At 71.8% G+C, this 18,526-nt stretch carries 22 protein-coding genes and 1 pseudogene; 9 read left to right on the plus strand and 14 right to left on the minus strand.

All coding sequences use genetic code 11. The annotated features are described in order from the left end of the window. Window positions 1-354: 354 nt before the first annotated feature. From VGN18_RS04120 to VGN18_RS21065, 4 genes and pseudogenes are all read right to left on the minus strand, one after another. On the minus strand, window positions 355-1,356 hold the full coding sequence (locus tag VGN18_RS04120; RefSeq protein ID WP_327538372.1) for an acetamidase/formamidase family protein: 1,002 nt from the start codon (window positions 1,354-1,356) through the stop codon (window positions 355-357). Between the two features lie 21 nt (window positions 1,357-1,377). Next, window positions 1,378-2,601, minus strand: a complete 1,224-nt coding sequence (locus VGN18_RS04125) for an alpha-hydroxy acid oxidase (protein WP_327538373.1) — start codon at window positions 2,599-2,601, stop codon at window positions 1,378-1,380. A 31-nt stretch (window positions 2,602-2,632) separates the two neighbouring features. Next, window positions 2,633-4,249, minus strand: a complete 1,617-nt coding sequence (locus VGN18_RS04130; protein ID WP_327538374.1) for a thiamine pyrophosphate-binding protein — start codon at window positions 4,247-4,249, stop codon at window positions 2,633-2,635. Further along, window positions 4,249-5,022 (minus strand): annotated as a pseudogene (locus tag VGN18_RS21065) (cyclase family protein). The gene VGN18_RS04130 and the pseudogene VGN18_RS21065 overlap by 1 nt, the downstream one beginning before the upstream one ends. A gap of 89 nt (window positions 5,023-5,111) precedes the next feature. Here VGN18_RS21065 and VGN18_RS04145 point away from each other — a divergent pair. After that, entirely contained in the window at window positions 5,112-5,999 is an 888-nt protein-coding gene (locus tag VGN18_RS04145) for an aldo/keto reductase (protein WP_327538377.1), read from the plus strand. A 49-nt stretch (window positions 6,000-6,048) separates the two neighbouring features. Beyond that, window positions 6,049-6,495 (plus strand): SET domain-containing protein, encoded by a 447-nt coding sequence (locus VGN18_RS04150; protein ID WP_327538378.1) that lies wholly within the window; start codon window positions 6,049-6,051, stop codon window positions 6,493-6,495. A 4-nt stretch (window positions 6,496-6,499) separates the two neighbouring features. Here VGN18_RS04150 and VGN18_RS04155 read toward each other — a convergent pair whose 3' ends face one another. Beyond that, entirely contained in the window at window positions 6,500-6,682 is a 183-nt protein-coding gene (locus VGN18_RS04155) for a hypothetical protein (RefSeq protein WP_327538379.1), read from the minus strand. Further along, on the minus strand, window positions 6,679-6,972 hold the full coding sequence (locus tag VGN18_RS04160; RefSeq protein WP_327538380.1) for a MerR family transcriptional regulator: 294 nt from the start codon (window positions 6,970-6,972) through the stop codon (window positions 6,679-6,681). Before VGN18_RS04160 ends, VGN18_RS04155 begins: the two co-directional genes overlap by 4 nt. Window positions 6,973-7,114: 142 nt before the next feature. Here VGN18_RS04160 and VGN18_RS04165 point away from each other — a divergent pair, with 142 nt between their 5' ends. Continuing rightward, a complete protein-coding gene (locus VGN18_RS04165) occupies window positions 7,115-7,546 on the plus strand; it encodes an HSP20 family small heat-shock protein (RefSeq protein ID WP_327538381.1) in 432 nt (143 codons plus the stop codon). A 64-nt stretch (window positions 7,547-7,610) separates the two neighbouring features. Here the strand turns inward: VGN18_RS04165 and VGN18_RS04170 are convergent, their stop codons facing one another. Beyond that, entirely contained in the window at window positions 7,611-8,789 is a 1,179-nt protein-coding gene (locus VGN18_RS04170; protein WP_327538382.1) for a zinc-binding dehydrogenase, read from the minus strand. 206 nt (window positions 8,790-8,995) lie between these two features. On the opposite strand from VGN18_RS04170, the gene VGN18_RS04175 reads away from it, so the two are divergent. Next, a complete protein-coding gene (locus tag VGN18_RS04175; protein ID WP_327538383.1) occupies window positions 8,996-9,451 on the plus strand; it encodes a phage baseplate assembly protein V in 456 nt (151 codons plus the stop codon). Window positions 9,452-9,588: 137 nt separating this feature from the next. After that, window positions 9,589-9,786, plus strand: coding sequence for a hypothetical protein (locus VGN18_RS04180; RefSeq protein WP_327538384.1), 198 nt, complete (start codon window positions 9,589-9,591; stop codon window positions 9,784-9,786). 21 nt (window positions 9,787-9,807) lie between these two features. Here VGN18_RS04180 and VGN18_RS04185 read toward each other — a convergent pair whose 3' ends face one another. Genes VGN18_RS04185 through VGN18_RS04200 form a run of 4 tightly spaced genes read right to left on the minus strand, consistent with a single transcriptional unit; the run spans window position 9,808 to window position 13,737 of the window. Further along, window positions 9,808-10,098: a MoaD/ThiS family protein gene (locus tag VGN18_RS04185; protein WP_327538385.1), complete on the minus strand. Its 291-nt coding sequence runs from the start codon at window positions 10,096-10,098 to the stop codon at window positions 9,808-9,810. Between the two features lie 13 nt (window positions 10,099-10,111). Continuing rightward, entirely contained in the window at window positions 10,112-11,227 is a 1,116-nt protein-coding gene (locus tag VGN18_RS04190) for a hypothetical protein (RefSeq protein WP_327538386.1), read from the minus strand. A 41-nt stretch (window positions 11,228-11,268) separates the two neighbouring features. Further along, complete coding sequence (locus VGN18_RS04195) at window positions 11,269-12,825, minus strand: hypothetical protein (protein ID WP_327538387.1); 1,557 nt, start codon at window positions 12,823-12,825, stop codon at window positions 11,269-11,271. Window positions 12,826-12,843: 18 nt separating this feature from the next. Then, the gene (locus tag VGN18_RS04200) at window positions 12,844-13,737 is read right to left on the minus strand and encodes a dioxygenase (protein WP_327538388.1); all 894 of its coding nucleotides are present in this window, start codon (window positions 13,735-13,737) and stop codon (window positions 12,844-12,846) included. A gap of 81 nt (window positions 13,738-13,818) precedes the next feature. On the opposite strand from VGN18_RS04200, the gene VGN18_RS04205 reads away from it, so the two are divergent. The 4 genes from VGN18_RS04205 to VGN18_RS04220 all read left to right on the plus strand — a co-directional run bounded on the left by VGN18_RS04205 (window position 13,819) and on the right by VGN18_RS04220 (window position 16,380). Further along, window positions 13,819-14,082 carry an acyl-CoA-binding protein gene (locus tag VGN18_RS04205; protein WP_327538389.1) on the plus strand — a complete coding sequence of 88 codons (264 nt, stop codon included), beginning with the start codon at window positions 13,819-13,821 and terminating at the stop codon, window positions 14,080-14,082. 31 nt (window positions 14,083-14,113) lie between these two features. After that, window positions 14,114-14,935 carry an Fpg/Nei family DNA glycosylase gene (locus tag VGN18_RS04210; RefSeq protein WP_327538390.1) on the plus strand — a complete coding sequence of 274 codons (822 nt, stop codon included), beginning with the start codon at window positions 14,114-14,116 and terminating at the stop codon, window positions 14,933-14,935. A gap of 75 nt (window positions 14,936-15,010) precedes the next feature. Next, window positions 15,011-16,024: a PAS domain-containing protein gene (locus VGN18_RS04215; protein ID WP_327538391.1), complete on the plus strand. Its 1,014-nt coding sequence runs from the start codon at window positions 15,011-15,013 to the stop codon at window positions 16,022-16,024. A gap of 47 nt (window positions 16,025-16,071) precedes the next feature. Then, a complete protein-coding gene (locus VGN18_RS04220) occupies window positions 16,072-16,380 on the plus strand; it encodes an STAS domain-containing protein (RefSeq protein ID WP_327538392.1) in 309 nt (102 codons plus the stop codon). Between the two features lie 4 nt (window positions 16,381-16,384). Here VGN18_RS04220 and VGN18_RS04225 read toward each other — a convergent pair whose 3' ends face one another. From VGN18_RS04225 to VGN18_RS04235, 3 genes are all read right to left on the minus strand, one after another. Beyond that, window positions 16,385-17,173 carry a class I SAM-dependent methyltransferase gene (locus VGN18_RS04225; RefSeq protein WP_327538393.1) on the minus strand — a complete coding sequence of 263 codons (789 nt, stop codon included), beginning with the start codon at window positions 17,171-17,173 and terminating at the stop codon, window positions 16,385-16,387. A 32-nt stretch (window positions 17,174-17,205) separates the two neighbouring features. Then, complete coding sequence (locus tag VGN18_RS04230; protein WP_327538394.1) at window positions 17,206-17,475, minus strand: hypothetical protein; 270 nt, start codon at window positions 17,473-17,475, stop codon at window positions 17,206-17,208. Window positions 17,476-17,568: 93 nt separating this feature from the next. Beyond that, entirely contained in the window at window positions 17,569-18,408 is an 840-nt protein-coding gene (locus VGN18_RS04235) for a slipin family protein (RefSeq protein WP_327538395.1), read from the minus strand. Window positions 18,409-18,526: the final 118 nt, after the last annotated feature.

The raw sequence follows: 18,526 nt of genomic DNA on the forward strand, positions 1-18,526 counted from the left end.
GCGCCGGTCGGCTCGGATTCCTCGGCCGACCATCGGCTGCACTCAGCTGAGACGTCGGGGCCCAATCTCCGCAGAGCCACACGCAGGGAGCCTAGCGACGCACATCAAGATCGATATTGGCCGAACCGAACGGTCTGACTATCGGCCAGGTCGCACGGATCGGCTCCATGAGTGCGGAAACGCTCACGGACAGATTCGGGTCTACCCCATCGCCGCGTGAGGTCAGGTGCAGCAGGCACGCGGTCCGCGTGAGTGGTCAGGGTGCCGCTCGGCACAGTGCGGCGGTCAGGAACGGCTGTGTGAAAACCTTCGTCAGTGCGGCGCGGACGGCCTGAGCCGACCGAACCGGAAGCCTCAGAGCGCGGCGGCGCGGGCGCGGAGGTCGGCGTGCAGGCCGTCGAAGGCCGAGGCGGCGGGCAGCAGCGACTTGCGGGCCTTCGAGACGACGCTGTAGTTGGCGTCGACGACGTTGGCCAGCGGCGTCTCGGAGATCTGTGAGAGCAGCTGGTAGGCGTCCATCGTGTGCAGGCCGTGGAGCTCGGCCAGCCAGCCCACCATCTCCACCTGGGAGATGCGCCAGGCGTCCTCGAGGGGGCGGCTGGAGCCGACGGTCATGAGGTGGTCGTCGTCCTCGAGCCGGGGCCAGCCCGGTGCGTGACCCTTGATCAGCTCGACGACGAGGGTCGTGGTCATCGCGCCCTCGACCGCGGTGCCGCACGACTCGCCCTCGCCCTGCCGGTAGTGGCCGTCGCCGATCGAGAACAGCGCGCCCTCGACGTTGACGCCGAGATAGCAGGTGGTGCCGGCCCGCATCTGGGGCGTGTCCATGTTGCCGCCGAACCGGTCGGGGACGAGCGAGCTGCGCACCTCGTTCGACGCGGGCGCGACCCCGACGGTGCCGAGCATCGGTTCGAGCGGCAGGTCGATGCGGTGCTCGCTGTGCCGGGCCTGGAACTGGACGGTGCGGGCCGCGGTGTCGAGGTGGTAGATCCACGTCGTGTCGGGCAGTGCCTCCTGCAGCATCACCGTGCGGTCGGTGCTGGTGAGCCCGCCGAAGAACGGGATCGCGGCCGAGGCGCCCCAGTCGCGCGCGGGCACGAGGCTGACCAGGTGCAGCGCCAGCGTGTCGCCCGGCTCGGCGCCCTCGACGTAGAACGGCCCGGTCTGCGGGTTCACGTAACGCAGGTCGACCTTCTCGCTCGACCGGTCGGTGACGCTGCGCAGCGCGCCGCAGAACGCGTCGTCCGACCACAGCCGCAGCACCGTGCCCGGCGCGATCTTCCGCAGCGGAGCCACCCCGCCGAAGGTGAACGCGTACTGCTCGAAGGTCGGCGTGATCTCGATGATGTCGCTCATCCGGATGTCCTCACTGGGCGGTCAGGGCAGGGTCACGTGGTGCGGGCCGAGCTCGGCGATGCTCGCGACGCCGAGCAGCTGCATCGTGCGGCGCACCTCGCCGATCAGGATCTCGGCTGCGCGCTCGACGCCCCGCTCGCCGCCGGCCATCAGCCCGTACAGGTAGGCGCGCCCGACCAGCGCGGCGTCGGCGCCGAGCGCGATCGCGGCGACGATGTCGGCCCCGCTCATGATGCCGGTGTCGAGCCACACCTCGGCCCGGCCCTGCACCGCCTGCACGACGTCGGGCAGCAGCCGCAGCGGCACGGGCGCGCGGTCGAGCTGGCGGCCGCCGTGGTTGGAGAGGATCACCGCATCGGCCCCGGCCGCGACCACCCGCTGCGCGTCGTCGACCGTCTGGATGCCCTTGACGACGAGCGGCCCGCTCCACACCGAGCGCAGCCAGTCGAGATCGTCGACGGTCATGGTCGGGTCGAACAGGGTGTCGATCATCTCGGCGACGGTGGAGTCCCAGTTGGTCAGCGAGGCGAACGTCAACGGATCGGTGGTCAGCAGGTTGACCCACCAGGCCGGATGCAGCGCCGCGTTGCCGACCGTCCGGGCGGTCAGCTTCGGCGGGATGGCGAAGCCGTTGCGGACGTCGCGCAGCCGTGGGCCGGCGACCGGCACGTCGACGGTGAGGACGAGCGCCTCGAAGCCGGCCGCCTGGGCCCGCCGCACGAGATCCTCGGCGGCCGCGCGGTCGCGCCAGACGTAGAGCTGGAACCACTTGCGGGCCTTCGGCGCCGCGGCCGCGACGTCCTCGATCGAGGTCGTGCCCATCGTCGACAGCGCGTAGGGCAGGCCGTGCCGCTCGGCCACCCGGGCCACCGCCCGCTCGCCCTCGTGGTGCATCAGCCGGGTGAAGCCGGTGGGCGCGAACGCGAACGGCTGCTCCGAACGGGCGCCCAGGATCATCGTCGAGGTGTCGACGATCGACACGTCGCGCAGCACCGACGGGTTGAGCACGAGATCGTCGAACAGCGACCGCGCCCGGCCCAGGCTGATCTCGTCGCCGGCCGCGCCGTCGGTGTAGTCGAACACCGAGCGGGGGCTGCGGCGCCGCGCGACGGTGCGCAGGTCGGCGATGGTGAAGGCCTTGGCCAGCCGCCGCCGGGTCGGGCTCGGGTCGGGCTTCTCGAACGACACCAGCGGGGCGAAGTCCGACCACCGAGGGACGCGGCGAGGCGTTCGGGGTGCGGTCATCGTCCTGACGCTACGCCGACGGGGGTCGCGGTCAATGGCCGCGGAACGCCTCCTTGAGCCACCACGAACCGCCGTCGTCGACGATCTTCGCGTCGATCAGGAGCGGACGCGGACGACCGCCCGCGACCCACGTCGCGACGGCGTCCAGGTCTTCGACACGGCGCACCGTCACGCCCGCCAGCCCGAAGCCGCGGGCGATCGACGCGAGGTCGGTCTCGGGGAAGCGCACGGTGCCGAGATCGTGACCGTCCGGGCCGAAATGGTGTACCTCGGCGCCGTAGGCCTCGTCGTTGTAGACGACGATCAGCAGGTCGAGCCCGAGGCGGGCGACGGTGTCGAGCTCGGCGGCCCCCATGGTGGCGCCGCCGTCGCCGAGGGCGGCCACGGTGAGCCGGTCGGGCCGGGCGATCGCCGCGCCGATCGCGCTGCCGAGCCCGAGCCCGATCGACTGGAACGCCTGGGTGAAGACGAAGCCGAGCTCGTCGGGCACCGACAGGAACATGCTCGGGTAGCCCATGAAGTTGCCCGAGTCGACGCTCACGGTCCGCTCGGCCGGCAGCAGGTCGTCGAGGGCGACGGTGAGCGTCCGCGGGTCGATCCGATCGCCGCTGGACGTGTCGTCGTACGCGACATCGCGCCACCGCCCCTCGGTCGCGATGCGGTGGCGGATGCCGTCCGTGCGGTACCGCGTCCCGGTGTCCGCCAGGACCCCGCCGGCGACCGCGGTCACATCGCCGACGACGCCGTGATCGATCGACCGGTGGCGGCCCAGCGCCGCGCCCTCGACGTCGACCTGGACGACGGTGGCGCCGGGGCCGATCAGCTCGCCGTGCCGGGTCGTCCACATGTTGAGCGCGCAGCCCCAGCCGACGATCAGGTCGGCGTCGCGGATGAGTTCCGCGGCCAGGGGAGTGGCGAAACCCCCGGACACGTCGAGCGAGAACGGTTCGTCGTGGAAGAGCCCCTTCGCCGCGGCACTGGTTGCGAGCAGCGCGCCGCAGCGGCCGGCGAGCTCGATCAGCGCGTCACGGGCGGCGGGCGATCGCGCGCCTTGCCCGGCGACGAACACCGGTCGCTGCGACGCGGCGATCGCGTCGGCCAGCGCGGTGACGTCGTCGGCGGCCGCGGCGCCGGCCGGCGTGATCGCAGGCAGCGTCCACCCGTCGAGTTCCTCGGCCTGGGCCGCGAGCGGCAGGTTGAGCAGCACTGTGCGGCGGTCGTCGACAGCGGTGCGGTACGCCGCGACCGTCACCTCGACCGCGTCGGCGGCACCGGTGACCCGCCGCGGCACCGCGCCGACCGAGCGGGCGAGCGCGTCCTGGTCGACGTAGAAGTTCGAGCGCGGATCGTTGGCCTCGGCGGCGAGCACGATGAGCGGCGTGCGGCTCTTGGCCGCCTCGGCGATCGCGGTCATGGCGTTGGTGAGACCACAGCCCTGGTGCACGCTCAGTGCGGCGACGCGCCCGCTCGTCCGGGCGTAGCCGTCGGCCATCGACGCCGCGCCGTTCTCGTGCCGCGCGGCGACGAACCCGACCCCGGCGTGGGCAAGCGCGTTGGTGACGTGGAAATTGCCCGAGCCGACGACGCCGAAGACGTGCCCGACGCCGAGGTCGGCGAGGATGCGGCCGACCGCCTCGCCGACCCGCATCAGCGCTCGACGAGCGCGAGCACCCGCACCGGGCTGCCCGAGCCGTTCACGATGCGCAGCGGGCTCGCGACGATGACCGCCCCGGTCGGTGGCAGCTTGTCGAGGTTGCGCAGCTGGGTCAGGCCGTACTTGCCGGCGCCGTGCATGAACGAGTGGCACGGGAACATCGGGTCGAAGGTCGCGGCGGCGCCGGCATCGCTGCCGACCGTCTCGACGCCCATGCCGATCACCGGCGACTCCTGCGCCACCCACCGGGCGCACTCGGCCGACATCCCCGGCGTGTGCGGGCCGTTCTCGTCGGCGTTGAGGAACTCCTCCTGCGAGTGGGCCCGCGCGTCCTACCCGGTGCGCACGAGCAGCCAGCCGCGCTCGGGCAGCGCGCCGTGCTGCTTCTCCCAGGCCCGGATGTGGTCGATCTCGACGAGGAAGTCGGGGTTCGCGGTGGCTTCGGCGGCGAAGTCGAGCACCGCGGCCGGCCCGACGAGATTGGCCGGCGGCACCGAGGCAACGTCCTCGCCGCCCTGGCCGGTGACCCAGTGGACCGGCGCGTCGAAGTGCGTGCCGGTGTGCTCGCCGGTGCGGAAGTTGTTCCAGTACCAGGCCGGCCCGGCGTCGTCGTACCGGGAGATCAGCTCGAGCTCGAAGCGGGCGGTCTGGCCGAACTGCTCGGGCAGCTGCAGCAGCGGCGTGTCCGACGACAGCGGCGCGGTCAGGTCGACGACCTCGATGCTGCCGGCGGCGAGGGCGGCGACGAGCGTGGACAGGACAGCCATCGAGGTCTCCTCTGCGCAGCGGATCCCCGACGCTATGCCGTTGCTCGGATCACCGTCAAAGGTCGGCCGGTCGTGGGCAGGCTGCTGTCATGCAGACACGTGACATCGGCAACGACACCGTCGGCCGCACCTCGGTCGGCGCCATCGGCCTCGGCCTCATGACCTTCGACCAGACCGGCACCCAGCCTCGCGAGCAGCTCGCCGCCACGGTGCGCGCCGCGGTGGATGCCGGGGTCACCCTCTTCGACACCGCGGACGCCTACGGGCCCGGCGACGAGCTGGGCGCCGACGCGCAGGGGGCCAACGAGACGCTCATCGCCTCGCTGCTCGACGAGCTGGGGCTGCGTGATCGGGTGCTGCTCGCGACCAAGGGCGGGCACGTGCGCACCGGCGGCGGCGGCTGGGACACCGACAGCTCGGCGTCCCACCTGACCCAGGCCGTCGACGCCAGCCTGCGTCGCCTCGGCGTCGACGAGCTCGCCCTGTGGCAGCACCACCGGCCCGACCCGAAGGTCGACTACGACGAGGTGATCGGCACGCTGCTCGAGATCCACAAGTCGGGCAAGGTGCGCATGATCGGTCTGTCCAACGCCGACCCCGACCAGATCCGCCGCGCCCACGCCGTGCTCGGTGACGCCCTGGTCAGCGTGCAGAACCAGTTCTCACCGGCCTTTCGCAGCAGCCGTCCCGAGATCGATGTGTGCGCCGAGCTCGGTCTCGCGTTCCTGCCGTGGAGCCCCCTCGGTGGGTTGGGCGACGCGAAGGAACTCGCGACCAAGCACCCGGCCTTCGCCGAGGTGGCGGACGAGGCGGGCGTCAGCGCCCAGCAGGTCGCGCTGGCGTGGGAACTCGCGATCTCACCCGCCGTCATACCGATCCCGGGCGCGAAGCGACCGACGTCGATCACCGACTCGGCCGCCGCGGCCGACCTCGTCCTCACCGACGACCAGTTCGCCCGCCTCGAGTCCGACGGCTGAGCCGGTGCGTCCCGATCGAGTGAGCCCGAGGCGTCGGTAGCATCGCGCGGTGCCATCACGCCGACTCGCGGTCCGCCGCTCCGCCATCCACGGCCGCGGGGTCTTCGCCCTGCGGGACATCGCCGCCGGGACCCGTCTCATCGAGTACCGGGGCGAGGTCATCGCGTGGGACGTCGCGCACGACCGCTACAACACCCGGTCCGACGCGGCGAACGGCACGACCTACTTCTTCGATCTCGGCGACGGGCAGGTGATCGACGGCGGCGCCGGGGGCAACTCGGCCCGCTTCGTCAACCACGGGTGCCGGCCGAACTGCGAGGCCCTCGACGAGGACGGTCACATCTGGTTCTTCGCCCTCACCGACATCGCCGAGGGCGATGAGCTGCTGATCGACTACTCGCTCGAGTTCGACGAGGGCGATGCCGAGGACGAGCACGACGACTACCCCTGCTCCTGCGGTGCGCCCGAGTGCCGCCGCACGATGCTCGCCGCCTGACACGTCACCGGGGTTCGAAGCCGGGGCAGGAGAACACCGGCAACGTCGGGTACTTCGCGAAGCGCTCGTCGGTCGCGGCACGCCCGCACCGCAGGAAGGTACTGCCGCGCCGCGTCGTGTTGGAGCGGGCGTGGACGCAGAGGCCGCAGAGGCCCGGCGGCGCGCCGAGCCGTTCGGGCGAGGTCACCGCGCCCCGCGGGACCGACGCGCGACCTGCTCGCGCAGCTCCGCGTTCTCGGCCTCGAGTTCCAGCACCATCGCGACGCCGGCGAGGTTGAGGCCGGCCTCGAGCAGCTCGACGATGCGGCGGGCCCGATCGAGGTCGAGCGCGCTGTAGCGCCGCGTGCCGCCGCCGGTGCGGGACGGCTCGACGAGACCGCGGGTCTCGTACAGGCGCAGCGTCTGCACGCCCACACCCACGAGCTCGGCCGCGACCGAAATGGCGTACACGCCCCTCGACTCGTGCGGTGTCGCCATCGCAGGTCCTTCCTCACGGCGGCATGTGACCTGTTGCTCCTTGCGTACCGATGCTAGCGGAGCTATAACAAACCTATAGCGAGCGACATAGATATGTGACCGCTCGCCGGACCACAGGACAACCACTCAGGAGGTGGACACGATGCTGATGCGTACCGACCCGTTCCGCGAGCTGGACCGTTTCACCCAGCAGATGTTCGGCGGGAACGGCACCCTGGCCCGCCCGTCGGCGATGCCGATGGACGCGTGGCGCGACGGCGACAACTTCTTCGTGGAGTTCGACCTGCCGGGTGTCGACCCGGCCTCGATCGACCTCGACGTCGAGCGCAACGTCGTCACGGTCAAGGCCGAGCGTCCGACCCGGGCCAGTGACGCCGATCTGATCGCTGCCGAGCGGCCCCGCGGCATCTTCAGCCGCCAGCTCGTCCTCGGCGAGAACCTCGACACCGAGCACATCGACGCCGCCTACGACAACGGCGTGCTGACGCTGCACATCCCGGTGGCCGAGAAGGCGAAGCCGCGCAAGATCTCGGTCACGAGCAAGGGCGGCACCAAGCAGGCGATCGACGTCTGACGGCGGACGCCGCGGAAGCGGGGTCCCGGTCGCTCCGGCGGCCGGGACCCCGTCAGTGTCGGCGTCAGTGGACGACGGGCACCGGGGTCGTCGCGTCGCCGGCCGGGTCGATGAGGATCTTGGCGTGCGTCTCGGGGTCGCCGAGGGCGGTGAACGCGGCGTCGATCCCGGCCAGCCCGACCGAGCCGGTGACGACCGGGGCCGCCTCGACCCGCCCGTCGGCGAGCAGGTGCAGCGAGTCGCGGAACTCCCTGGGCGTGTAGCCCAGCACGAAACGCAGGTCGATCTCCTTGTTGACGGCCATCGCCGGACGCAGCCGGTCGGTCTCCATGCACACGCCGACGACGACCACGCGGGAGAACAGCGGCGCCGAGGCGATCAGCTGGTCGATCACCCCGGGCACTCCGACGCACTCGAGTATGACCGGATGCTTCGGCGTGGCCGCGCCGACGAGATCGGCCGCCTGCCACACCCGGTGCCACGGCACGAGGGGTAGCGCGCGCAGCTTCTCCATCGTGCCGACGGCGAGTTCGAACACCGACGGCGCATCGGTGAGGTGCCCGTGCTCGCCGGCCGAGGCGAAGGGTGACTCCACGGCCGGGTCGACCACGACGTCGGCGCCGACCGCCGTGGCGAGCGCGCGCCGGCCGGGGGAGAAATCGCTGGCGATGACGGTGCGCACCCCGCTCGCCTTGAGCATGCCGACCACGGCGAGGCCCACCGGCCCGCAGCCGATGACGACCGCGACCTGGCCCTTCGAGATGTCGCTGCGCCGCACCGCGTGCAGGCCGACGGCCATCGGCTCGGTCAGCGTGGCGATGTCGGTCGACAGCCCGTTCGGCACGGCAAAGGTCAGCGAGTCCTCCACCAGCACCTGCTCGGCGTAGCCGCCCGGAGCGGCGACCGAGAGCCCGGTCGTGTGGATGCCGCCGCCGTGGCGCAGCAGGGGGAAGGACACGACCCGCGTGCCGGGCTTCAGACCGGTGCGGGTCCGGGGTCCGTGGTCGAGCACCTCCCCGCAGAACTCGTGCCCGAGCACGACCGACTGGTCGGAGCGGAAGATGCCGTCGTAGCCGACCTCGGCGGTGATGTCGGACAGCTCGTCGCAGTGGTTGCGGGCGTGCAGATCCGAGCCGCAGATGCCGCAGCGCAGCACCTCGAGCAGCAACTGGCCTTTCGCCGGCGTCGGCACGGGGAGGTCGATGACCTCGAACTTCCCGCCGGTGCAGGTCACCGCGCGCATCTGGAACCTCGTTCTCTCGTGGGACAGGGCCGGTGAGGGACGAGGGCCAGTCTGGCCGATCGGGCGCAAGATCGTGCCCCAGGGGCGGGTCGTCGTGGTCGGCTCGGCCCGCGAGGATGGGCTCGCCCGGCGGCCCGGCTCTGGACCCGGGTCGTACGCTCGGCGCCGTGGCCTGAGTGCGGCCGGACGAGCGAGGCGAGGCGACGATGAGCGGGTACTTCGACACCTATCGCGGCGTGGTCCTGGACACGAACGACCCGCTCGACCAGCGGCGGCTGCTCGTGCAGGTGCCTGAGCTCGCACTCGAGCCGTCGGCGTGGGCCGTTCCCGAGCACGCGGACGGCGTCGATCCGTCGGTGGGTGATCTCGTCTCCGTCCGGTACGAGAACGGCGACGAGTCCTACCCGATCTGGTCGAGCGAACTCGCGACGCCGGGCGCCGGGTCGGGTCACGGTCGCTACCTCGGCACCTACCAGGGCCTGGTGATCGACGACGTCGACCCGGGTGGCTACGAGCGGCTGGTCGTGCAGGCTCCCGACCTCGGCCCGGACGCGATGTGGGCGGTGCCGGCCCAGCCCGGGGCGCGGACGCCGGCCGTCGGCGAGGCGGTGTGGATCCGCTTCGACGGCGGGGACGCCGAGCGTCCGCTGTGGTCGGCCTGACGGGCGCCGACCAGGCCATGACGCTGACCACACCGAACGCCACCAAATCCCCATGAATCGGACGTAAGCCCGCCGTGAAGCTGGCACTTTGCCCAGTCGTCACGCGCCCGTCATGAAGACGGCGGACCGTTGATGGCATGAACACCAAGACCAACCGGAAGCACGTCAGCACCCCGACCGTCGCCACCCCCGACACGATCGCCGAGATCCACGACTACTACGTCGACCGGGTCAACAACCTGGTCGCCGAGGACCGCGAGTGGATGATCCCCGGCCTGACCGCCGACTACGACCGCCTGGTCGAGCAGGCCGAGCGGATCGCCCGCGCGGCCTGACCGGCACCGCCCCGACCGGGGTCAGCCGCCGGCCATTGCTCCGATCACCATGAACGGCTCCCGGCCCGTGGCCACTGCCTCGGGCAGGGGAGCATCGGGCTCGTCGTGCGAGACGTCTTCCTCGCAGGCGAAGAAGCGGACGAACGCCCGGCGCCGGCCGGTGCCGGTGTCGCGGATCGTCCCGCGCAGGACGGGATAGCGCGCCTCGAGCGCGTCGAGCACGGCCCGCTGGGTCGCCTCGGCCTCGACCTGGACCTCCTTCTCGCAGTGGGCGAGCTGGCGCAGGTGGGCCGGCAGCGTGACCCGGATCATCGCCGCACCGCCGTCACGCGAGGGTCTGCACTTCGACCGACAGCACGGCCGGCAGGTCGTGCACGATCGGTGCCCACGAGTCACCCGAGTCGGGCGAGGCGTAGACCTGCCCGCCCGTCGTGCCGAAGTAGACGCCGCAGTTGTCGAGCGTGTCGATCGCCATGGCGTCGCGCAGCACGTTGACGTAGCAGTTCTCCTGCGGCAGGCCGTTCGTCAACGCCTCCCACTCGGTGCCGCCGGAGCGGCTGCGGTAGACCCGCAACTTGCCGTCGGGCGGGAAGTGGTGCGAGTCGCTCAGGATCGGGACGACGTAGATCGTCTCGGGCTCGTGGGCGTGCACGCTGATCGGGAAGCCGAAGTCGGTCGGCAGGTTGCCGCTGACCTCGGTCCAGTTGTCGCCGCCGTCGTCGCTGCGCATGACGTCCCAGTGCTTCTGCATGAACAGGGTGTCGGGCCGCGACGGGTGCATGGCCAGGTTGTGCACGCAGTGGCCCACCTCGGCGGCGGGGGAGGGGATGCCGTCGGAGAGCAACCCCTTGTTGATCGGCTCCCACGTGGCCCCGCCGTCCTCGGTGCGGAACACGCCGGCCGCGGAGATCGCGACGAACAGCCGCTGGTCGTTCGTGGGGTCCTGGACGATGGTGTGCAGGCACATGCCGCCGGCGCCGGGCTGCCACTTCGAGCCCGAGCCGTGCTCGCGCAGGCCACGCACCTCGGTCCAGGTCTGCGCACCGTCGGTGGAGCGGAACAGTGCGGCGTCCTCGACGCCGGCGTAGACGGTGTCCTTGTCGGTCAGCGACGGCTCGAGGTGCCACACGCGGGCGAACTCCCACGGGTGCGGCGTGCCGTCGTACCACTGGTGCGTGCCCGGGACACCGGCGTAGGTGAAGTCCTTGCCGACCGGCTCCCACGTCGCGCCGCCGTCGTCGGAGCGCTGGATGAGCTGGCCGAACCAGCCGGTCGACTGCGAGGCGTAGAGCCGATCGGGATCGACGCTCGACCCCGCGACGTGGTAGACCTCCCAGCCCGGGAAGTGCGGACCCGCGACGTCCCACTTCGTGCGCTCCTCGTCCGAGGTCAGCACGAACGCCCCCTTGCGGGTGCCCACGAGAACCCTGACTCCGCCCATTGCCTGCTCCGATCTGCCGCGTCGATGATCGCGGCCCGAACCTACGACCGCCCCCCGACAACGTCCACGATCGACGCACTTGCGGACGGTTGCGGCAGGATCGACCGCGGGAGCGGACTCGATGTCGGTGCGGCCGGGACGGTGACAGCACGGCAGCCGAGGTCGGTCGGCGCCGACGCCGGCCCCGGGTCGAGCGCCGTGACGCAGACGGTGTGCGGCCCGGGCGACGCCGGCACGGTGGTGGCGAAGCCGTGGTCGCCGCCGACCGGGTAGGTGCCCGCCGCGCGGGCGCGATCGGCCACGACCGTGGCGACGACGGCGTCGTCGAGCGTGATCTGCACCGAGCTCGGTGCCGGGACCGCGTCGGGGTCGTACGCCCAGCCGGTCACGTCGACGCCGCCGTCGGCCGAGAAGACCTGGTCGAGGTGACCGCGCGGCCGGCCGTCGACCGTGACCGGGTAGCACTGGCGCGGGCTCGCGTTGCCCATCCCGGTGTTCAGCCGGTAGATGCAGAAGACGTGGGGGCCGTCGGTGGCGGCGAACCGGGCGACGAAGCCGTGGCGGCCCAGGGCGTGCTGCACGGTGTCGACGTCCCGGCGATACACCGACGTGGCGCCCTGCCAGCGCGTGGTGCTGCCCTCGGCGACGCGCACCGTCATCGGGCTGTTGCGGGTGTCGGGGTCGAGGGCCCACCCGCTGACGGTCACCGTCGATCCGCGCGCCGAGACCGCCTCCACCCGGCCGATCGGGTTGTGCGTCTCGGGCAGGTCGACGTAGCCGTGCGGCAGCACGGTGCGGGCCATGCGGGTGACGATCCCGGCGAGGCTGCCGTTGAAGCCGCCGGCGTCGCAGCAGATGTGCGAGTCGGTCAGGATCGCGACGGCGTAGCGGTCGCCGCCGGCGAGGCCGGTGGTGTTGACGACCGAGCCGTTGGAATCGGACGAGCAGTGCCCCTCACCCTGCTTGACCGCGGCGCCGCGGGTCGCCGACGGCAGCCCGAAGGTCTGGTTCACGCCGTCGGTGTCGTAGGTCGTGTAGTGGTGCAGCGCGTTCGTCAACCACGGCGCGACCTTCCGGTCGGCCCGCATCCTCGCGTAGAACTGCACGAGGCCGCGGGCGCTGATGTGCGTGTTGCCCCAGCACCAGTCCCGGGACGCGAGGGGCGGGAAGCCGAGGCGGGGCAGGCCGTACCGGGCCTTCACCCAGTTGATGACGCCGGTGCCGCCGACCTTCGGCAGCAGCCGGACCAGCGCCCGGCTGTCCGAGCGGGTGATCATCGACCACGCGAGCGTGGCCGTCGCGCCGTGCATCTGCCCGAGCGCGAGCAGCTTCGTCGCCACGAACAGCTTCATCACCGAGGCGGCGCCGTAGTAGGCATCGCCGTTGCCCGCGCCCCAGTAGCGGCCGGTCCTGAGATCGAGCACCGACACCGACGCCCGCACCGAGTGCGCGCCCGCGTACGCGTAGGCCTGCCCGACCGTCCGGTCGATCGTGGTCGGGCCCGCGGCGCTCGCGACGGTCGGTGCGACCGTGACGGCCGCGAGCACGAGGCCGAGGCCGAGCGCGGCGCGCCTCAACCGGTCGCGGCGGTGGATCACCCGGTGACGATAAACGATCTAGGTCACGTTCGACGTGAGGACGATGTCGAACCTCGCCCGGGTCCACGTCGGGGAGTCGACGATGCGGCCGTCGGGCGTCGGCGCGTCGCGCGGGGCGCGCGCGAAGTCGACGACGAGCGAGTCGCGCAGGCCGAACACGCTGTCGACGGCGAGGCCGTCGCCGGCGACGAAGGCGTGCGTGGTGAGGGTGCGCGCCTCGGGGTGGCCGACCCGGAAGTGCAGGTGGGGTGCGCGCATCGGGGTGCGGCCGGTCGCGGCGAGCAGGTCGCCCACCGGACCGTCGGCCGGGATCGGGTACGGCGTCGGGGTGAGCGCCCAGAAGCGGTAGTGGCCGTCCGTGTCGGTCTCGAGCCGGGCCCGCGCCGCCGTGCGGCCGTCGGCGTACTGGACGTCGTAGAAGCCGTCGTCGTCGGCCTCCCACACCTCGACGCGCGCGCCGGCCAGCGGCCGCCCGTCGGTGCCGGTGATCCGCCCCTCGACCCAGCACGGTTCGCCCGGTGCCCCGGCGGCGATGTCGCCGCCGAGCTGCACCGCGGGCGCGTCCGCGACGAAGAAGGGGCCGAGCACGGTCGCCTCGGTCGCGCCGCCGGTGGCGTCGTCGTTGACGACGACCGTCTGCATCGAGACGCCGAGGACGTCGGAGAGCAGGATGAACTCCTGCCGCCGGTCGTCGCTGGCCTGCCCGGTGCGGGTGAGGAAGGCGATCGCATGCTGCCACTCGGCCTCGGTCAGCCGCGTCTCGCGCACCACCGCGTGCAGGTGCCGCACGAGGGTGGTGAGCACGGTGCGCAGCCGCTCGTCGGGGGTGCGGTCGAAGCTCGCCAGTACGGTGTCGAGCAGGCGCTGCTCGGGGCTGGTCCTGGCTTCGTCGGTATCCGGGTTCGGGGTCATGCCCGGATTGTGCTCGGGCGCGTCGGGCGGTGTCCCCCTATCGTGTTCCCACACGCGTTGCCCGCTGACGAAGGAGCCACGATGTCCGATCTGCAGGAGCGGTTCGAGAAGGCCCAGGTCGACGTCAAGTCGCTGTCGTCCAAGCCGTCCAACGACGACCTGCTCGCGCTCTACTCGCTGTTCAAGCAGGCCACCGACGGCGAGGCGGCGAAGGGGAAGAAGCCGGGACGCTTCGACCTGGTCGGTAAGGCGAAGTACGACGCCTGGAGCAAGCGCGCCGGCATGTCGTCCGACGACGCCAAGCAGGCCTACGTCGACACCGTGGAGCGCCTGCTCGGCACGTGACCGGTACCGGCCTGCGGCTAATCTGGGCGTCGTGCCCGAGCTGCCCGAGGTCGAGTCGGCTCGCCGCGTCATCGAACGCCACGGGTTGGGGCGCCGCATCGTCGACGTCGACGACACCGACAGCTACGAGTGCCGCCCGCACGCGCCGGGGGAGATCCGCTCCGCGCTCGTCGGTCGCCGGCTGACCGTGGCCCGGCGGCAGGGGAAGAGCATGTGGTGCGAGACGTCCGGGGTCGGGCGGTCCCGCCAGGAGGGCCCGACCGTCGGCATACACCTGGGTATGTCGGGCAAGATCGTGGTCGCCGACGGGCGGGGCGACGAGATCGACGGCGGCGACTACTGGGAGCGCGGCCGGGCGCCCGGTGACTTCCGGTTCAGCCGCTTCTCGCTGACCTTCGCCGACGGCGGGTCGCTGATCCTGGTCGATCCGCGCCGGCTCGGCCGGGTACGGCTCGACCCGCCGGTCGAGTTGCTCGGCCCCGACGCCCGCGAGGTCACGCCGGGCCGGTTCCGCCAACTCGTGATGACCGGGACGGCCCCGATCAAGGCCCGCCTGCTCGACCAGAACTCGATCGCGGGCGTCGGCAACCTGCTGGCCGACCAGGCGCTGTGGCTCGCGCGGCTGCACCCGGCCCGGCGGGTCAGCGACCTCGTGCGCTCCGACGTCGACCGGCTGCACCGCGCGCTGCACCGCGCCATCGAGGCGGCGATCGGTGGTGGTGGCGTGCACACCCTGTCGGTCATCCCGTTCCGCAAGCCCGCCGCCGCCTGCCCCCGGTGCGGGGCGCCGATGCAGCGCGGCACGGTCGGCGGCCGCACCACTTGGTGGTGCTCGAACGAGCAGCGGGCGTAGGCCCTAGGCCCCTTTCCGCGTCGCGGCGGCCGACCTAACGTTCACGATGTGGTCGAACCTGTCGTGCAGCGTCACGTGACGGACCTCGTAGCGGCGCTCGATCACCTGCCGGCGATGGTCGCGTACTGGGACAGGGAATGCCGCAACCGCATCGCCAACGCCGCGTACCTGGAGTGGTTCGGAACGCGTCCGGAGGACATGTTCGGGATGCACATCCGCGACCTGCTCGGCCCGGAGCTGTACGAACGGAACCTGCCCTACATCCGGGCCGCCCTCGCCGGCGAGGCCCAGTTGTTCAACCGCACGCTCGTCGACACCAGCGGCTGCACGCGATACACCCAGGCGTCCTACGTCCCGCGCGTCGTGGACGGAGCGGTCGAAGGATTCTTCGTGCTCGTCACGGACATCTCCGAGCGGGTGAGGGCGGAAGCGGCCCTGGCCGACAGCGTGGCGAACACGGCCTTGCTGCACGAGCGCCAGCGTATTGCCGCCGACATGCACGACCTCGTCATCCAGAATCTGTATGCGGCCAACCTGGCTCTCGCGGCCCTGCTGCCCGGTCTCGAGGCGTCCGGCGCGGAGCAGGTGGGGGTGATCATCGATCGCATCGATCACGCGGTCGTGACCTTGCGAGCGGCGATCCACGAGATGACGCGGCAGATCGGCCCGGAACAGTTCGTCGCCGACCTGCAGCAGGTGATCGACAACAGCGCCGTCGGCCTCGGATTCACCCCGACTCTCGTCGTGGAGGGGCCACCGGAACTCATCCCGGTGGCGGCCCGCCCGGAGATGCTCGCGGTGTTGCAGGAGGCATTGAGCAACGTGGTGCGGCATGCGGCGGCCACGAGCGTCCTGGTCACCGTCACCATGCTGGGATCCGACGTCCGCCTGGTCGTCGTCGACAACGGCCGGGGATTCGGAGAGGTCACCCGGTCCAGCGGCATCACCAACATGCGCGTCCGGGCCGAGCGGCTGGGTGGCAGCTTCGCCTGCTCGGCCAACGACCCCAGCGGCACGATCGTCGATTGGCAGGTGCCGTCGACCTTGGCGGCTCCGGCCGTGCCGCTGCCCCGATCACCGGCCGCATGAGGCTGCCCGGTATCAGGCCGGATCCGGGGCTTCGCTAGCGTCGGGTCATGGATCTCGCCGTCACCGTCCGGCGCGACGACGACGTCACCGTCGCCCTCGTGCTGAGAGGCTCGCTCGACCTCGCGAGCCGCAGTCATGTCGTCGATGCCGCCCGCACGGCGTTCGCGCCCGGGACGACCGCCCGCGTGGTCGACCTCGAAGGGGTCACGTTCATGGATTCCACCGGTCTCGGAGTGCTGATCGAACTCGCCGGCGACGCCGACGACGACGGCGCGACCTTCGCCGTCGAGAACCCGTCCCGCAGCGTGCAGCGGCTGCTCGAGATCAGCGGTCTCGCCGAGCGGTTCATTCGCTAGCGCCTCAGCGCGCCGTCACGACGAGGGCGGCGAGATCACCCTCGACCGGGCCGTCGCCGAGCGTCGCCGTCATGTGGTCGCCGACCGCGGCGCAGAGCGCACCCAGGTCGCCGCGCTGCTCGAGCGCGAAGCGCAACGGCGTGCCCAGGCAGAAGCCTTCGGCGAGGGTGCGGGCCGACGGCGCCTCGCCGGTGAGCACCACTCGCTCGACGGCCACGTCGTCGAAGCCGCCCGCCGCGAGGTCGGCCTCGACCTGCGCCGGGTCGTGATACCCGTGCGGCACGCGAGCCACGAACGTGGGCGGGTCGTCGGGGAGCGTGGCGTCGAGCGCGTCGGTCAGCGCGGCCGGGAACGGGGAGGCCTCGACCGCCTGCCAGGTGGTGAGGAGGAAGCGGCGGCCCGCAGCGAGCACCCGCCGGGCCTCGGCGAAGGCCCCGGACCGGTCCGGGAAGAACATGGCCCCGAACTGGCAGACGACGAGCTCGACGGACGCGTCCGGCTGCGGGAGCGCGCCCGCGTCGGCCGGTTGCCACGTCGCACCCGGCACGCGTTCGCAGCCCCACGCGACCATCGCCGGGTTCAGGTCGGTGGCCGTGATCGTGGCGTCGGGCAGCGCGCGCACGAGTTCGGCCGTGGCGACCCCGGTGCCGGCGGCGAGTTCGAGGACCCGGACGGGGGCGTCCACGGCGGCGAGTCCGGCGAGGTGCGCGGCGAACGGTGCGAAGAGGGCCGGCCCGAGACAGCGGTCGTAGGTCTCGGGCATCGAGCCGAGCCAGGCGGTGTCGGAGGTCATGCGGGCAGTCTGGTCGACACTCCGACGGGCGGCTACTGCGGGCGCGCGGGCGAACCGGCGCCGCGGCGACGAAATCGGCGCCTCGACCGGGGGCGATCGGGTTCGGGCACGCGGCGCACGGGCATCAGCACGGCGTCAGGCCCGAACTCCCACCGCAGCTCGCCGGTGGTCTCGCGCTGCTGAAGGATCGTGACCCAGGGCAGGAACGAGTCCTCGGCGGGCGGGGCCGTGCGGTAGCCGGCCACGATCTCGGGCCGATCCTCCAGGGTCACGAACGTCTCGCTCGCGAACAGGTCTGACACGTCCATTCCCCCCGGAACACAGGACCGGCTGCACCGGTCTCTGCCCCTTAAACGACGTGGGCGTCCGCCGCGATACTCCGGCGCCGCGACCGGTCACACGGACGCGGGAACCCCGTTGGCGGCCGGCGACGCCGGGCGCGCCGCAGCGGGTAGCTCCTGCGCCGCGGCCTGTTCCCGACTGAGGAAGTTGGTCAGCTCGACGATCGTCGACATCAGCGGCGCCGGGAACACGACGGTGGTGTTCTTGTCGACGCCGATCTCGACCAGGCTCTGCAGGTTGCGCAGCTGGAGCGCGAGCGGGTGCGCCATCATGACGTCCGACGCGGTCCCCAGAGCCGATGCGGCCAGCGACTCGCCCTCGGCATTGATGATCTTCGCCCGCTTCTCCCGCTCGGCCTCGGCCTGGCGGGCCATGGCCCGCTTCATGCTCTCGGGAAGCTGGATGTCCTTCAGCTCGACGAGGGTCACCTCGACACCCCAGTCGGCGGTGGTGACGTCGAGGATCTTGCGGATGTCGAGATTGATCTGGTCGGTCTCGGCCAACGTCTGGTCGAGGGTGTGCTGCCCGACGACCTTGCGCAGCGTCGTCTGCGCGATCTGGTCGATGGCCGCCCGCACGTTCTCGATCGCCACGACCGACTTCACCGCGTCCACGACCTTGTAGTAGGCGACGGCCGAGACATCAACGCTGACGTTGTCGCGCGTGATGATCCCCTGCGACTGGATGGGCATCGTGACAACCCGCAGCGACACCCGGTGCATGACGTCGACGAACGGGATGATCAGCCGGAACCCCGGCAGCTTCTCGCCGCCGAGCCGGCCGAAGCGGAACAGCACCCCTTCCTCGTACTGCTTGACGATCCGGACGGCGAGGGCGAGGCCGATCAGCAGCAGGACCGCGACGACGGCCAGCACGGTGATGACGGTGCTCATGACCAGCACGATCCGCCGGTGCGAGCGACCCCGGCCAGAGTCCGAGGACCCACGGCGCGCGGCCGAGACAGGAAGTTGGTCCCTACCCGGCCGCAAGGGCGCGGTCGCAGAGTGAGGG

The sequence above is a fragment of the Jatrophihabitans sp. genome, from assembly GCF_036000465.1.
Lineage (GTDB): Bacteria > Actinomycetota > Actinomycetes > Mycobacteriales > Jatrophihabitantaceae > Jatrophihabitans.

Coding starts and splice junctions, on each gene's coding strand:
- VGN18_RS04170 (WP_327538382.1), bottom strand. CDS start 8,789: ATGCGCGCGGTGACCTGCACCGGCGGGAAGTTCGAGGTCATCGACCTC.
- VGN18_RS04160 (WP_327538380.1), bottom strand. CDS start 6,972: ATGGCGACACCGCACGAGTCGAGGGGCGTGTACGCCATTTCGGTCGCG.
- VGN18_RS04220 (WP_327538392.1), top strand. CDS start 16,072: ATGGATCTCGCCGTCACCGTCCGGCGCGACGACGACGTCACCGTCGCC.
- VGN18_RS04130 (WP_327538374.1), bottom strand. CDS start 4,249: ATGCGGGTCGGCGAGGCGGTCGGCCGCATCCTCGCCGACCTCGGCGTC.
- VGN18_RS04145 (WP_327538377.1), top strand. CDS start 5,112: ATGCAGACACGTGACATCGGCAACGACACCGTCGGCCGCACCTCGGTC.
- VGN18_RS04120 (WP_327538372.1), bottom strand. CDS start 1,356: ATGAGCGACATCATCGAGATCACGCCGACCTTCGAGCAGTACGCGTTC.
- VGN18_RS04125 (WP_327538373.1), bottom strand. CDS start 2,601: ATGACCGCACCCCGAACGCCTCGCCGCGTCCCTCGGTGGTCGGACTTC.
- VGN18_RS04225 (WP_327538393.1), bottom strand. CDS start 17,173: ATGACCTCCGACACCGCCTGGCTCGGCTCGATGCCCGAGACCTACGAC.
- VGN18_RS04190 (WP_327538386.1), bottom strand. CDS start 11,227: ATGGGCGGAGTCAGGGTTCTCGTGGGCACCCGCAAGGGGGCGTTCGTG.
- VGN18_RS04185 (WP_327538385.1), bottom strand. CDS start 10,098: ATGATCCGGGTCACGCTGCCGGCCCACCTGCGCCAGCTCGCCCACTGC.
- VGN18_RS04205 (WP_327538389.1), top strand. CDS start 13,819: ATGTCCGATCTGCAGGAGCGGTTCGAGAAGGCCCAGGTCGACGTCAAG.
- VGN18_RS04165 (WP_327538381.1), top strand. CDS start 7,115: ATGCTGATGCGTACCGACCCGTTCCGCGAGCTGGACCGTTTCACCCAG.
- VGN18_RS04200 (WP_327538388.1), bottom strand. CDS start 13,737: ATGACCCCGAACCCGGATACCGACGAAGCCAGGACCAGCCCCGAGCAG.
- VGN18_RS04235 (WP_327538395.1), bottom strand. CDS start 18,408: ATGAGCACCGTCATCACCGTGCTGGCCGTCGTCGCGGTCCTGCTGCTG.
- VGN18_RS04180 (WP_327538384.1), top strand. CDS start 9,589: ATGAACACCAAGACCAACCGGAAGCACGTCAGCACCCCGACCGTCGCC.
- VGN18_RS04175 (WP_327538383.1), top strand. CDS start 8,996: ATGAGCGGGTACTTCGACACCTATCGCGGCGTGGTCCTGGACACGAAC.